17 protein-coding genes and 1 pseudogene are annotated in these 14,050 nt (G+C 34.9%); 11 read left to right on the top strand and 7 right to left on the bottom strand.

Annotation, left to right across the window (positions count from 1 at the left end; all coding sequences use genetic code 11):
• The first annotated feature begins 54 nt into the window (after window positions 1-54).
• The gene (locus tag ACZ11_RS09515) at window positions 55-432 is read left to right on the top strand and encodes a VOC family protein (protein WP_049665572.1); all 378 of its coding nucleotides are present in this window, start codon (window positions 55-57) and stop codon (window positions 430-432) included.
• A 370-nt stretch (window positions 433-802) separates the two neighbouring features.
• Here the strand turns inward: ACZ11_RS09515 and ACZ11_RS09510 are convergent, their stop codons facing one another.
• Window positions 803-1,192: a thiol-disulfide oxidoreductase DCC family protein gene (locus tag ACZ11_RS09510; RefSeq protein ID WP_049665571.1), complete on the bottom strand. Its 390-nt coding sequence runs from the start codon at window positions 1,190-1,192 to the stop codon at window positions 803-805.
• Window positions 1,193-1,259: 67 nt separating this feature from the next.
• Here ACZ11_RS09510 and ACZ11_RS27240 point away from each other — a divergent pair, with 67 nt between their 5' ends.
• Window positions 1,260-1,418: a plasmid recombination protein gene (locus ACZ11_RS27240; protein WP_269079323.1), complete on the top strand. Its 159-nt coding sequence runs from the start codon at window positions 1,260-1,262 to the stop codon at window positions 1,416-1,418.
• A gap of 921 nt (window positions 1,419-2,339) precedes the next feature.
• Here ACZ11_RS27240 and ACZ11_RS09505 read toward each other — a convergent pair.
• Window positions 2,340-2,894 (bottom strand): GNAT family N-acetyltransferase, encoded by a 555-nt coding sequence (locus ACZ11_RS09505; RefSeq protein WP_049665570.1) that lies wholly within the window; start codon window positions 2,892-2,894, stop codon window positions 2,340-2,342.
• Between the two features lie 310 nt (window positions 2,895-3,204).
• Window positions 3,205-3,663 (bottom strand): hypothetical protein, encoded by a 459-nt coding sequence (locus ACZ11_RS09500; protein WP_049665568.1) that lies wholly within the window; start codon window positions 3,661-3,663, stop codon window positions 3,205-3,207.
• Between the two features lie 344 nt (window positions 3,664-4,007).
• Here ACZ11_RS09500 and ACZ11_RS09495 point away from each other — a divergent pair, with 344 nt between their 5' ends.
• From ACZ11_RS09495 to ACZ11_RS09485, 3 genes and pseudogenes are all read left to right on the top strand, one after another.
• Entirely contained in the window at window positions 4,008-4,238 is a 231-nt protein-coding gene (locus tag ACZ11_RS09495) for a hypothetical protein (RefSeq protein ID WP_053093219.1), read from the top strand.
• Window positions 4,239-4,568: 330 nt separating this feature from the next.
• Window positions 4,569-4,790 (top strand): annotated as a pseudogene (locus ACZ11_RS09490) (GNAT family N-acetyltransferase); the annotation flags it as partial.
• Between the two features lie 61 nt (window positions 4,791-4,851).
• Window positions 4,852-5,271: a GNAT family N-acetyltransferase gene (locus ACZ11_RS09485; RefSeq protein WP_049665567.1), complete on the top strand. Its 420-nt coding sequence runs from the start codon at window positions 4,852-4,854 to the stop codon at window positions 5,269-5,271.
• A gap of 57 nt (window positions 5,272-5,328) precedes the next feature.
• Here ACZ11_RS09485 and ACZ11_RS09480 read toward each other — a convergent pair whose 3' ends face one another.
• Window positions 5,329-6,066, bottom strand: a complete 738-nt coding sequence (locus ACZ11_RS09480; protein WP_049665566.1) for a class I SAM-dependent methyltransferase — start codon at window positions 6,064-6,066, stop codon at window positions 5,329-5,331.
• A 343-nt stretch (window positions 6,067-6,409) separates the two neighbouring features.
• On the opposite strand from ACZ11_RS09480, the gene ccsB reads away from it, so the two are divergent.
• Window positions 6,410-7,579 (top strand): c-type cytochrome biogenesis protein CcsB, encoded by a 1,170-nt coding sequence (gene ccsB, locus ACZ11_RS09475; protein ID WP_049665564.1) that lies wholly within the window; start codon window positions 6,410-6,412, stop codon window positions 7,577-7,579.
• Between the two features lie 11 nt (window positions 7,580-7,590).
• Window positions 7,591-8,034 carry a hypothetical protein gene (locus tag ACZ11_RS09470; RefSeq protein WP_236690823.1) on the top strand — a complete coding sequence of 148 codons (444 nt, stop codon included), beginning with the start codon at window positions 7,591-7,593 and terminating at the stop codon, window positions 8,032-8,034.
• A gap of 47 nt (window positions 8,035-8,081) precedes the next feature.
• On the opposite strand, the gene ACZ11_RS09465 is transcribed toward ACZ11_RS09470, so the two are convergent.
• The 3 genes from ACZ11_RS09465 to ACZ11_RS09455 all read right to left on the bottom strand — a co-directional run bounded on the left by ACZ11_RS09465 (window position 8,082) and on the right by ACZ11_RS09455 (window position 11,314).
• Window positions 8,082-8,282, bottom strand: a complete 201-nt coding sequence (locus tag ACZ11_RS09465; RefSeq protein WP_049665562.1) for a cold-shock protein — start codon at window positions 8,280-8,282, stop codon at window positions 8,082-8,084.
• Window positions 8,283-8,502: 220 nt separating this feature from the next.
• On the bottom strand, window positions 8,503-9,129 hold the full coding sequence (locus tag ACZ11_RS09460; RefSeq protein WP_049665560.1) for a response regulator transcription factor: 627 nt from the start codon (window positions 9,127-9,129) through the stop codon (window positions 8,503-8,505).
• Complete coding sequence (locus tag ACZ11_RS09455) at window positions 9,122-11,314, bottom strand: ATP-binding protein (protein ID WP_049665559.1); 2,193 nt, start codon at window positions 11,312-11,314, stop codon at window positions 9,122-9,124. Before ACZ11_RS09455 ends, ACZ11_RS09460 begins: the two co-directional genes overlap by 8 nt.
• 207 nt (window positions 11,315-11,521) lie before the next feature.
• Between ACZ11_RS09455 and ACZ11_RS09450 the strand changes: the two genes are divergently transcribed.
• From ACZ11_RS09450 to ACZ11_RS26290, 4 genes are all read left to right on the top strand, one after another.
• A complete protein-coding gene (locus ACZ11_RS09450) occupies window positions 11,522-12,442 on the top strand; it encodes a hypothetical protein (protein WP_049665557.1) in 921 nt (306 codons plus the stop codon).
• Window positions 12,443-12,528: 86 nt separating this feature from the next.
• Complete coding sequence (locus ACZ11_RS09445) at window positions 12,529-13,506, top strand: thymidylate synthase (protein ID WP_049665556.1); 978 nt, start codon at window positions 12,529-12,531, stop codon at window positions 13,504-13,506.
• Between the two features lie 128 nt (window positions 13,507-13,634).
• A complete protein-coding gene (locus tag ACZ11_RS09440) occupies window positions 13,635-13,877 on the top strand; it encodes a hypothetical protein (RefSeq protein WP_049665555.1) in 243 nt (80 codons plus the stop codon).
• Window positions 13,861-14,050: hypothetical protein (locus ACZ11_RS26290; RefSeq protein WP_049665553.1), on the top strand; the 190-nt coding region annotated here is incomplete at its 3' end. The genes ACZ11_RS09440 and ACZ11_RS26290, both read left to right, overlap by 17 nt.

Below are 14,050 nucleotides of genomic sequence, written 5' to 3'. Positions count from 1 at the left end.
AGGATTAAATCGAATTAATATTGTAAAAAAATTTTTTAAAAGGAGTTAAAGGAAATGACCAAACCACTTTTGAGGGGGATGGAAGGAGTTTTTATTCCAGTAAAAGACCCTGAATTGTCAGCAAATTGGTATGAAGATATACTTGGGTTTAAATTAATTTACATTGAAGAAGAAGAAGCTGTAATGAAGATTGCAGAACAGTCCCAAACAGTAGTATGCCTTGTAAAAACCTTGAATCATCAACCAATGAAATTTCCAAAAAATAATTTTGGTGTGGGGAAATATTATAATTTTATTCCTCAGAATATTGAAGAAACTCATAGATTTTTACTTGAACAGAATGTTAAGGTAAATCCCATAGATGGAGAAGGAGACACTAAATATTTTACTTTCTATGACCCAGATGGTAATCCATTAGGGGTTTGCCAATAAAAGAATTACTTATATTTATTCGGTACTTAGGGTAATTAGCTGTCTTTTCCTTTTCCTTATTTAACAAACGGGGTGCTTTACTTTAAGATGGGTTTCCACAGTCTTCTTTGGAAAGAAATTAGAACAGGGGCATTTCTCCAACAAGTGAAGATGTTATTTACTAACCAAGTAGAATAGTTCAAGATAGATATCGATAAATATTAGTGAATATGCAACGCCAAACCCATTCAGCTGTACGTGTCAATTACTTAATGCTCCTTTCATGGATCAGCACAAACCGCTGATCCATTCCAGTCCGCTTACCATTGACACTTACTGTTTGTCTTTCTTTTTCGCCTAAACGAAATAAGAATGTTAAAATCCCTTTTAATTATTCTAAGAACCTCTTTTTAATCTCTGGAGTAGGAATCATACATTGTTCTTTTTTTCCAAACCATTTATATCTGTTTTTTGCAAATCTTTTGTAAAAAACATCCCTAATTAGTTTTGGGAATATCGAAAAAATACACAGAATTCGCCATCTTTTTATATATTTACAAATATGTAATATTGCATCAGATTCTAAATAAACAGTGTCATTATCAATGACTATTATACTATCTATATTTTTATCTATTTTATATTGATCTAACAATTGATTTCCTATTTTACTTTGACGTGATGCAAATTTAAAATGATTTTCTGTATCTTTTTTTATAACAAATACAACACTTTGATTACATAAGTTACATTCTCCATCAAATAGTATAATCGACATAATATATATTCCTCCCTTAATTAATATTTTAACATAAAATTCATTATAAATATTTTCCTGATTTTGTGAAATTAGATGTAAAGGATTATCGAACCATCTAGACCGAAAAACATTAAATCATTCCAATAAAGAAATTGATACTGACAAGTCACATTTGAATTATGATTTATGCGAAAAAGATGGGGACACGCTTTCTCGTATGAATGAGCGTTTAAGTGAAGTGCATTGAAATGTAAAAGATTGTGCTGATTGGGTTGTTACATTATCCGAAAATTCAAAAGGTGTTCCAGAAAACGAACAGCGTGAGTTAATTAGTTGAATTCATTTTAGAATGTGCAGTGGATTAAGGAGCATTAATATATATGGAGTCACAATTCCAGCCAATTCTTAATATTTAATTTATTATTTATTTGTGTAAGACTACTAAGTACATTAAAACAGTTTATATAAATAAGATATTTTTAAACAAAACATTCTCTCTATATCTATATATTGAAAAAATTCAAATTAAATTTCATATTGACTCTAAAGTCATATAATTTAGGCGGTACGATATTTCCGTTAAAACGACTATGGAGATTGTGAAATAATGTACTTAAACGAACGGGGTGCTTTAGTTGAATAAGATGACAATCCATAAGCAACAATCTTTGAGAAAACAGCCATTAATAAAAACATAAATAAAATTAAAGTGAGTAAGAGTTTTCATTGCTTCGTTCCAAGGTCTTTGCCCGGCAATTATTCGCCAAATGAAATGCCTGCAAAGCAAGTACAAAGCTGATTCCAGACGCAAGTATGCTGAGGAGTAATTGATTTGTAACTTCATCTGAGGCACTTAAAAAATGCCCATAAAACATAAGTTTAGGAATTACTTTTAAGTCCTTTTAAAAATTATTTAATTTTTTTTAATAATTTCTGTAACTTTTTTTGGACTAAATCGTACATATTAATAGAATCTAAAACTAAGCAAAAATTAGTAAGATTCACTTTCGCAAAAGACCAGGACTCACTTCATTGCTGAGATCCTGGTCTTTTTGTATTTATTCCTAAAATCATCGCTTCATAAGAATAGAAAAAAGGGCTGTCTACTGGCAGCCCCTTAGGTCAATTTGTCGAGAAATCCAACGTATTTCCACCTGTGGAAAATTACTTATCCTATTTGAGTCCATTCTTCTCGTAATAGACCAAATAAAACTACATCATGAAATTGGCCGAAGCGGAAAATCTCATTTCGTAGAATACCTTCTTTTGTAAATCCACATTTTTCATAGGAACGAATAGCTCCTTTGTTAAAGCTAAAAACCTGAAGCTTTACTTTATTAATAGCAATATAATTAAAAATAAAATGTATGAGGGTTTTCATTGCATCCGAACCCAATCCGTTACCATGCCATTGTTCACCAATCGATATGCCTACAAAGCAAGTACTATTTTGCCAGTTGATTCCATAGACACCACAGGAGCCGATAAGCTCATTAGTCGACTTTTCAAATATACCGAAGATATACTCCTCTTTTTTGCCACTAATACTTTGAAAGAATGAAGAATGATCCTCAAAGGTATTTGGAAAGGGGATTTCGTCATTGGCAAGGAGCAACGATTTTTTTTCACTTTCGATTTTTACAAATGCCTCTAAGTCGGAGGAAGTCATTTGTTGTAAAGTAATAGCTTGACCTGTAAGAAATTCTTCGAAATAATTTTCCATTTTTTTCTCCCTTGTTCAAGGGCTGCAGTTAGAGTCTACACCCCTTGGATTATTTGTTGTATAAACAAAACATCTACTGCACTTTCCGCACTCATATGCACAACTCCTTTAAATTAGATAACTTTATAATAGCATTTTTGGTAATTAGTAGAAACTATTTTTTTTAACCAGGTATCGAATAGGAAAATATAAGTTATTGTTTGAATGACGATCATCGGACGCCTCCAGGAAAGCGTCCAGTCGGAACGAAAATCAACTATACGTTATGGTGATGACCTTTATGAAAGGCATTAAAAGAAAAGCCCGAATTTTATTTATTGTTTTTTGAAGGACGCCAATTTGTCTGGTTGTCTACATCTTGTTGCTCCATCCAATTTAGAAAATCCTCTATGCATTGAATCGCGTGGTCTAACACTGCTCTATATACATAAATCGAAGGAAGTACTAGGGATTTCTTAAGCTCTTCTTTAATATTTAAAATATACTTTCGACTCTCAATTGTTAAAGAATCGTTCATTATCGATACTAAATCTCTTGATAGAGGGCCATTCCGTGTTTCAGAAAACAGCCACATATCAATATTCCAAATTTCTGATGGCATTTGCTCATATTGTATTTTAAAATAATAACCATTAAATGGTGTTTCCAAATAATTTCGATACTTTAATTCTAAAACCTTCGGATTGCTAGTTAAATCCGATAATATCGACATAGCTTCCGCTGCATTAGGGCGAACACAAAATGTTTCGATATCGATATCTTGATCCACTAATAAATCATACGCTGTTGCCCCGACAACATAAGCTTGTCCAATTGTATTTCATTTTTCTATCAGTTCTAATTCTTCTAGAATACGCATGACAGTTACTTTTCGTTTTGAAGCTCTCTCTAATAGTTCCAAAATTACCACCTATCCTAAATTAAATTTCTAAATCATGTTAGAATACATTATATTTGTAATTTATTCAATAAATTTTCAAGAAGATGAAATATGTCCAAGATCAAACTAAAGCAGAAAGAAGGGAGATTAAATGCGTACCTTCAATCCATATTTTATCAAGTAGAGATTGAATAGGAAGATTAAGAGTACTAAAGATGAGAGGGAGTGCTTCGATGAGATTAAAATTTTATGAAGAAAATGATGATTACTTAATTGACCGATATACTATAACAGAGGAGCAGCTTCGTTATACGATGTCTCCGAAAGCGAGCATTGAACTAGTAAACCAGGACAAAGATCGTCATGCCGTTCTTGTATTAGACGAAGATAAGCTCGTAACTTTTTTGTATTGCATGAAAATGAGGGCGTTAAGCCATATTCCTCTAATGAACAGTCGATTTTAACTTATTTCAGCGGGTGTCCAAACATCCGCTGAAATAAAGGAACTCAGTCTAAGAACGCCACGTCCTGTGGCAACGACTGAGTAACCAACATCGTGCTGCTGACGCTACGCTTTCGCGCAAAAAACATCTGTTGGCCCAATGCCTCCGGCGGATGTCATGGAATCGGAAAGGAGTTCATAAAGGATGTTAGCCGTTATCACATCCATGCGATAACGGCTAACTGACCTGCATCTTGCAGGCCTAAGCACAAAGCCGATTCCAGACGCAATTATGCCGAGGCATAATTGATTCCGTGCCTTTTCGACAGACTTTTATGAACAAGGAAAAGGCTATGCAAAAGCGGCATTCCGCCTTTTGCTGGACTTTGTTTTGGAGCATTTTCCGAATATTAATGAGCTTGTGTTAGCGGGTAATATACCGAATACTGCCGCACAGTCACTTTATATAAAATGTGGATTTGTCGATGAAGGAAGGTTGGCAAATGGATTCAGGGGTGAGATTAGGGTGATGAATTATTACATTAGTAAAATTGATAAAGAAAAACTTGATTAGAAATGCTGTACTTCAGAAATAACATTTCGTCGTACAACCATGAAAGAATGAGGTGAACAGAATGACACAATTGCTGGAAGCACATATGGAGCATTTAGATGAAATATGTGGGATTGATCAAGAAGTAATTGGGGATTTTTCGAGACGGGAATATTTGCGTACTGCAATTAACGAAAAGCGTTGTATCATTCAGCAAAGTGAAAAAGGGATTGCTGGTTTTCTTATTTTTACGAATGACTTTTTTGAAAATAGCTTTATCTCATTAGTTGTTGTTAAGCCAACTGAAAGGAGAAGGGGAGTTGCCTCAGAATTATTAGCTTTTTTTATAGAAATGGCTACCACTCCAAAAATCTTTTCTTCTACTAATCAATCAAATACTAGTATGCATAAAGTATTTGAAACGGCGGGATTTATAAAAAGTGGGTTTATTGAAAACTTAGATGAAGGTGACCCAGAAATTATATATGTGAAATTTAAGTAGATAATAGCTAAGTCTCGCAGTAGAATTACAGCCTGCGAGACTTGGAACTTTGAAACGTTATTTTCTAGCTCGTATTAATAAAAATGAAGGGCGACGATGCTCTTTTTCTAAAGAGGGCAGTTTTTCAATGGCCTGTGAATTAGGGAGCGGTTCTAGCATTTTTTCTATCGTTAAGTCGTGTGCGATTAATGTATTGATGATTGTAGAGATGCTACGGTGATATTTAACAACACCATCAACAAACCAAGTTCGCTCACGCAAGCCCTCATCATGGTAATTGTCAATTGCGTAATTGCTCATAATCCCGCTGTCGTCATAAATCCAATTATCCTCCATTGTTTCACGAGCTGTAACAATCGGATGCTCTACAGAAAAAACAAAAATGCTACCAGGGCGAAGCATTCTAGCAATTTTACCAATCACAGCATTAAAATCCTTTATATAATGCAATGAAAGAGAGCTTGTTATACAGTCAAAGCTGTCAGGAGCTGCATCGTAATCCTCTATTGCTTGCAAGTAGTAGTCTATATGCGGATGGGCATGTTCACGTTGAGCAATTTCCAGCATATTTTTTGAAACATCAATAGCCGTTACATGCTGAGCGTTATTTTCTATACAAAAGTACGCGAATTCTCCCATTCCACAACCGATATCAAGCATCCTTAAATTACTTAAATTAGGAAGCAAGGATTTTAACGCTGGTTGTTCAAGCAAGTTATTATAGTTATTTGGTGCTTGACGTAACCTTTGATATTGATGGAAAAACTCCGGATGGTCATAAATATTTTGTTTCATCGTTAACCTCCATTTGTCATACATAACGTTATGTAACATTTGCGCATATTTATTGTCACATAGACACCTAGAAAGAAATAGACTTTTATTTCAAATTTTAGTAAGATGTAGGTATAGTCATGCCAACTTTTGTAATTCACCATCCATTTTAGATGGTTTATTTTTTTGAAATGAGAAAGTCTAGTTACTACGCTATTTGCCTAACCTCGTTTAGCTATAGAATTGTAACAATTCAGAAAAAAATTATTTAAAGTGGTATGACGGCACTTGTTTTGGTAAATATCGTTATTTTTATTGGAAACATTTATACAGTTTCCTAAATAATACTTTGGAGGATTTTGCATTGAGTAAAGAAACATTATTAAGTACAGCTAGTAATTCATTGTTTTTTGCATTTATTTTATTACTAATCGCCATAATACCGATTGGGCTTGCCGTGAAATCAAAAGGAAAAATGTTTGGAAAAGTCGGGCTTCTACTTACATATATTGCTTTTACTTTACAGCTAGTTTATTTCATTTTAAGGTGGATTGCTGTTGATCATGCACCTGTAAGTAATATGTATGAGTTTATGACGTTCTTTGGCATCATGCTTACTGGTAGCTATTTGATCATTCATTTTTTATATAAGCAAATTGTTGTAGGCTTGTTTACTATCCCTGTGTCATTAATTATTCTCGGTTATGGAAGCGTTTTTACAAAAACGGTTTCACCACTTGTTCCTTCTTTGCAAAGCAATTGGTTAACGATTCATGTTATGACAGTTGCATTTTCTAGTGCTATTTTATCGATTTCGTTCGCAACTGGTATTATTTATTTGTTAAGAACATTAGATGTTTCTAAATTTTCGATTAGTACATTTGCCTTGGAATTTGTTATGTATTGTTTAGTTGTCGTGATTGGCTTTATCGGCGTGGCAACATATTTTAACTTAGCAACAGATAAAGTCGAGGTTCAATTTGAAAATAAGCAAGATAAGGTAGAAACAGCAATTTATACGATGACACCGCTGATTGTCAATAAAGATGCAGTAACATCTAGTGGGGATCAGGTTGGCGTTTTGCAGATTACAAATAAGATTGATGCGAAGAAATTGAATTCAATCGTATGGGCATTTTTCGTTGGAACGATTTTATATGCGGTGATTTTCCTCATTACGAGAAGACCGTTAATTGTTTCATTAAAGCCATTAACAAACCGTGTACAACCAGCATTAATGGATGAAATTACATATCGAGCTGTTGTTATAGGTTTTCCGTTGTTTGCTTTAGGTGGACTTTTGTTTGCCATGATTTGGGCACAGATTGCTTGGAGTAGATATTGGGGCTGGGACCCTAAAGAAGTGTGGGCACTTATAACATTTTTATTTTATGCTGCTTTCCTTCATTTCCGACTTTCCAAAGGCTGGGAAGGGGAAAGGACAGCTTGGTTAGCGATTATTGGTTTTGGCATTATCGTGTTTAATCAGGTTTTTGTAAATCTAGTGATTGCTGGATTACATTCTTACGCATAAGGATGTTTTGAATGAATTATTTTTTTAAGTTGAATGTAGTGAGCATGTTATATGGGTTAATGTTCTTTATTTCTCTTGAAATACAAGTAAATTATTATCGCCTTGTGAGACTCACGAGGTGGGAAGGTCAATATTTCGATATTATAGTATTACTTGTGCATGGAGTTGGTTTTGTTGTAGCAACTATTGTACTATATAAGCTGACAAAATGGATAGCGCATCGTTTATTAGTCTATTGGACAACGATTTTTTGGCTGCCCTATACAGCGCTATTCATTTTTATATTTGCAAATGTGTATCCGATCACTTATCAGGGAGATATGCCAGCGCCCGTACAAGGGTTGATTCTTTTTGCAATGCTCTTGTTTTATCCTTTTTATATTGGAACTTTGAATATGATATGCTATCTTTCAAAATCAGAAGTTGTACAAACCGTGAAAAAGAGACATCCATAAATTTGGATGTCTCTTGAATTTTGCACTGTTTATTCTAAAGCTAAAAATTAAAGCTTTACAACATTAGTTGCTTGTGGTCCGCGGTTACCTTCTTCAACGCCAAATTCTACTTTTTGGCCTTCATCTAAAGTTTTAAAGCCATCTGTTTGAATAGCAGAGAAGTGTACGAATACATCATTTCCACCTTCTACTTCGATAAAACCAAAACCTTTTTCTGCGTTAAACCATTTTACTGTACCTTGTGTCATGTGAACAACCTCCCAAAAAAATTAAACAATCATATTGCTTCGATGCTTGCAAAAAAATCACATATTCAAAAGCGCGTATTACTTTTGAATACGTGATTTTAACGACTAAGATGAAGTAATGTAATTATTGTGTCTTTATTATATAACAGTTCCAGACATTTATCCAGTATATTCCGCTTTTAGTAAGAAAAATTTTACAATAAATCTATTTACAATATAATTAGTTAATCCATGCCTTCTCTTTAGCGACAATTACTGCCTCTGCACGTGATTCTACGTTTAGTTTGACAAAAAGTTTGGATAAATAGTTTTCAACGGTGCGCTGTGTGACCCCTATGGCTGAAGCAATGGCTTTATTTGTACAGCCTTGTGCGACAAGCTGTAATATCTCTTGCTCCTTGGCGCTTAGTAAAATCTCTTGCTGTACATTTTGTAGATTGGTGCGCTGCTGTACAAAATCTAAAAAATCAGCTGCTAGTAGGATATCGCCTCTTAATGCGGCTTCAATGGTTTGAATAACTTGCTGTTTTGTGGCAAGCTTTGATAATAGTCCATCGACTTTTTTTTCGATCAGAAGTTCGTAGTAATCGGAAAGCTCATAGCCTGTATATAGTAAAATCAGTGCCTCTGGTTGCTTTTTCTTTATCATTTCTGAAAGCTGTATGCCATTGATTGGCTTCATATTTATATCGATTAAAAATAATCGAAATGCTTGAGCATCCATTCTAGATAGAACAGCGGCACTATCCTGCTCTGTGTCTATCTGGACATTTGGTAAATCCTGTAATAGCGTCTTTGTACCATCTAAAACGACAGGATGGTCATCTACAATAAGAATATCAATCATATGATTCCACGTCCTCTAGTATTTGAATAAATATTTGCATTCCTTCATTGTGACTGGAGGTTATAGTTATGTCTCCATTAAAAGCACGGACACGTTCTCGAATACCGTTAATGCCCATAGAAGTTGAAGATTGCATTAAATCTTCAATATCGCAGCCAATACCATTATCATCGTATTGGAGGATAAAACCGCCATTTATCACTTGTAGTTTTAGTAAAACCTCAGTTGCTTCAGCATGCTTAATTGCATTATTTAATAGCTCCTGCACAAGGCGATAGACGACTAAATGTAAGGTCGCATCCTGAAAATGGACACGTTCTATTTGGGTTATTAACAAAAAGTCGGCACGTATTTTCACCTTTTGAATCAGTTTTTTTAAGGCGATTTGAAGCCCAAATGTGTCAAGCAATGGAGGGCTTAGATTCTCACAATACTCACGTAAATCCTTCGATGCATTTAGCAATTGCTCTCGAATATCTAATACCTTTTCTTTTTTAATAATAGGCGAGCTAGAAATAACATCTAACTCTCTCGCTAAATGAAGTTGCTCCTGCAAAATGGTGTCATGTAATTCCTGTGCTAAAATACTTTTTTCCTTTTCAATGATATTCCATAATAATTTGTCGAGCCAAGGAAGCTGTGTTTCATTGTTATCCTGCATATGCCTTATTTCACATATTAAATCTTCAATGAGCTTTAAATTATCTATAAACATTGAAACATAGAGGGCAAGTAACTCTAACCAAAGAAGCTCTTCATTTTGTAATACATGTCTAATCTTTAATATGATTTTTTCTTCACCTGTGTCATGTAATAACAGATGAGTCATTTCATTCCCTATACTGACCTCGCTATGAGTGAATGGTACATCTTCCGCTATTGATATAATTGTAAAAGCAGTAGTACCAAGCTTTTCTGTTATCTCATACTTGAATTGATCCAGTAATTCTTGCTGATTTTTTACTTTACCCATACGATTAACGGCAGCATATAAATTATGTACATAATTACCAGTAGATGAAAAAATAATTTTTCGATATTTAAAATCTAGCTGCTCTTTTATATAGAAGCTAGCAATGATGACTAGGAATACAATTATAAAGATACTTGTAATTTCAACAATCGATAATTTGTCTATAAACAGCAGGGTAATGCCTGTAGTTAATATTAATGCACAAAAAAAGGCAAGTGTTGAATAATAACGTAAACGTGATAATTGATATTCAATATCGAATAATCGTTCATTCACTTGAATGAAAATAAAAGAAAAAGGAATAAACAATAAAAATAATGCAGCTACTTCAGCATGTAAAATAGTGTTCAGACCAAATATTTCAGGCATGACGAAAAGCAGTAAAAACGGCAAGAAAGGTGTAATAAACGCAATGGTGATCAGACGGATTTTTGCCAGTTTAGTTCGTAAATAACTCGATAGTAATATAAAGATAGCAAAGAGCACGAGTACGGCAAACATTCCTAATTTAATTAATGATGTGATCGTCCAGAAATCAGAATTAATTTTTTCTATGAAGTCACAGCATGGAATAAATAGTAGTGTTAAATAAAGCCATTTCGTATTCAGGTACAGCCACTCAATACATAGGTAGCGGAAATAAAATTGTAAAAAGTGAATAAAAAGCACCATGCATAAAACTATACCAATACTTATTACAAATCCTCCAATTAGATTTCCTCTAATCGAGGCTCCTGTACTTATATAAGTCATTGAACAGGTTAATAAAAATAATAATAGTAGACTAGTTAGTAGATTATCTTTGTTTCTTCGCCATAAATAGATAGCAACGCCAAAAGATAAAACAAAATAAAAAAGTGGAAAAATAATTTGTAAATAAAATTCTTCCGGAATATCTTTATGCTTAACTGAAACAGAATGAACATCCCCATCAGCCTTCATAAACGTTAGTTCCTTAGCGCTTCTAACGAAAGAATTGAGTTGGATAGAACGAACATCTTCTGTCGGCTTGCCATCGATTGTCAGTAGAAGATCACCTTTTTCGATGTTATTTTGCTGTGCCCAATGTGGATAATAAAACTCAGTCATGACTGGTTGTTCCCTATTTGTATCTAGCGAAATACCAATATAAGGTATTTGCGTTGCCACTACAAGGACATAAATACCGAGGAGTAGGTAGGTTATGAAAATACTATAAATCCACTTACTCATCGTTTTCTCTCAAATATTTCATGATAATATTGCCCCATTTCAATCTTAAGTACCATTATATTATCCATAATTTTTGGTAGTTTTGGAATACCGAAATAAAGTGTTTCGGAAAACCACTATTGTTTTTTCGGAATAACGAAGTAGTTTTTTCGGTGTGGCCTATGATAGTGTAAATCTAGCATATGTGACGAAAAGGGGGAGCGTTGCATGAAAAAGAAAGGGTTGCTACTAATCCTTTTTTTTCTAGTTGTCATAATGTCGTACCCGAAGACAACAATCGCTAAGGACTTTGAGAATGATACGGTGAAAGTAGATATTTGCATTATTGGGGGTGACAATCGTTTTGTCTATAAGATTCCAAAGCATTTACATAATAATACGCCGTTTGTTGAGATGAAGAATAATATTGAATCTTCCTTAGAAAGTCATTGGAAGGTCGGGGATGCTCGTTATGAAGCTCACCAGACAGATGTTGCATATACTTTTTCCATTAAAGATTTAATTAATGAAAAACAAAATGGGCAAATGAAGGTATCGATACCATATACTTTTTTAGTAGGAATGTTTGGTGAAAATGATGCCATTCAATTACGCATTTTGGCAAGCAAATTAATCGACTGGGAAGCCAACTCAAAGGATTGGGCAACGCTCGGCTTTGTGGAACCGCCCACTTATTTTAGTAAACAGGAATATGTTTATGAGGGAGAGGTTAACGAGCTACTACAGCAAAGGGTAGGACATTTTAATGGCACGGTTATGAAAGGGCAATTGGTTCTACATAGTGTTATTTATTTTATCTTTATTATTGCACAACTTATCGCCTGTATAATTTTATCAAGACGCTTAAAAAAGAGAATTATAGAAAATCCAGAAAACATACATCAGTTCCGAAAGCTTAACTATATGTACCAAATCATTCCATTAATGATTATCGGTGTTCAAATTGTATTTTTAGTCATGTCAGGGTTACTGACTGCTTTTAGTCTCTATTTTTCACCAGGGATGGATCTTCTACTTATAATTGTTCCTATTTTATTTAATATTATTTTGTTACCAACGTATTTTGTCACAATTGAAAGTGAAGTTTCAAAAGAGCTAGAAAACAATTCCTTTAGTTCAGATATGTAAATATTGTTTTTATTTTTGGGGAGTCCAAATGTAGTTGTTAGATGTTATAATGGTCAACAGCATACTTGAAGGAGCTGTTGATTGACATGGCGCATCCAGAAATCGCGTACTTAAATTTACTACAACATATATTAGAGAATGGCGTTAAAAAGGAAGATCGTACAGGAACAGGTACATATAGTGTATTTGGCTATCAAATGCGATTTGATTTAAGCAAAGGCTTCCCTCTTTTAACAACTAAACGTGTACCATTCAAACTTGTAGCAAGTGAGCTACTTTGGTTCATTAAAGGGGATACAAATATTCGTTATCTACTGCAAAACAACAATCATATTTGGGATGAATGGGCTTTTAAAAAATGGGTTGAGTCTGATGAATATTCAGGTCCTGATATGACAGACTTTGGTCGTCGTTGCTTAGAGGACGAGACATTCAATGCTGACTACAAAAAAGAGTTAGCTTCATTTTGTGAGCGTGTTTTATCAGACGATGAATTTGCACGTAAATACGGAGAGCTTGGGAATGTTTATGGCAAACAGTGGCGTAATTGGACAACATCAACAGGGGAAAGCATCGATCAATTGCAAGATGTAATCGATCAAATCAAACACAATCCGGATTCTCGACGCATTATTGTCAATGCATGGAATCCAGAGGATGTTATCAATGCTGGAGCAAAGGGCAGTAAAGCCGCATTACCTCCATGTCACGTGATGTTCCAATTTTATGTCGCAAATGGTAAATTAAGCTGTCAGCTAATGCAAAGAAGCCTTGATACATTATTAGGCTGTCCATTTAACATTGCCTCATATGCATTACTAACGCATTTAATTGCACATGAATGTGGTTTAGAAGTTGGCGAATTTATTCATAGCATAGGGGATGCTCATATATATTCAAATCACGTGGAGCAAGTAAAAGAACAGCTTTCACGCGAGCCTAAGGACCTACCAGCCTTAAAAATCAATCCAAATAAAACGTCAATTTTTGACATAGAGCTCGAAGATCTTTCTATTGAGGGCTATGATCCACACCCAACAATTAAAGCACCAATTGCCGTTTAAACTGATGCAGCAGCCGTTTTGGTTGCTGTTTTTTTAAAGCGAACAAACTGCGAAGCGCCGGAAAAAGAGCTGGGGCGCCGGAAATAACTGGAAAATCGAGGGATAGTAGTCAGAGCGAAGGGCAAGCAGTGGCAATTCGACGGGAGGAACTCAGAGCGACGGAAAGAACAGGCCAATCGACGGATAGAACCGCCAAAATCGTGGATAGAGCCCTCGAAGTCGTGGATAGTACCGGCAGAATCGTGGATAGAAGAGCCGAAGTCGTGGATAGAACCGGCCAAGCGACGGAAAGTAGTAAAGTGGCGGAAAACAGGGGCAGAGCGACGGAAAGACCCGGTAAAGTGACGGAAAGAAATGAGAGCGACGGATAAAAAGGCCAAAGCGACGGAAAGAACTGGTCAACCGACGGATAGAAGAGTCAGAGTGACGGAAAGAACAGGCCAATCGACGGATAGAACCGCCAAAATCGTGGATAGAGCCCTCGAAGTCGTGGATAGTACCGGCAGAATCGTGGATAGAAGAGCCGAAGTCGTGGATAGAACCG

The sequence above is a fragment of the Lysinibacillus xylanilyticus genome (assembly GCF_001183605.1).
In the GTDB taxonomy this organism is placed as follows: Bacteria; Bacillota; Bacilli; order Bacillales_A; family Planococcaceae; genus Lysinibacillus; species Lysinibacillus xylanilyticus.
The sequence above is the reverse complement of the archived record's forward strand: the minus strand, read 5'-3'. Positions and strand labels throughout refer to the sequence as shown.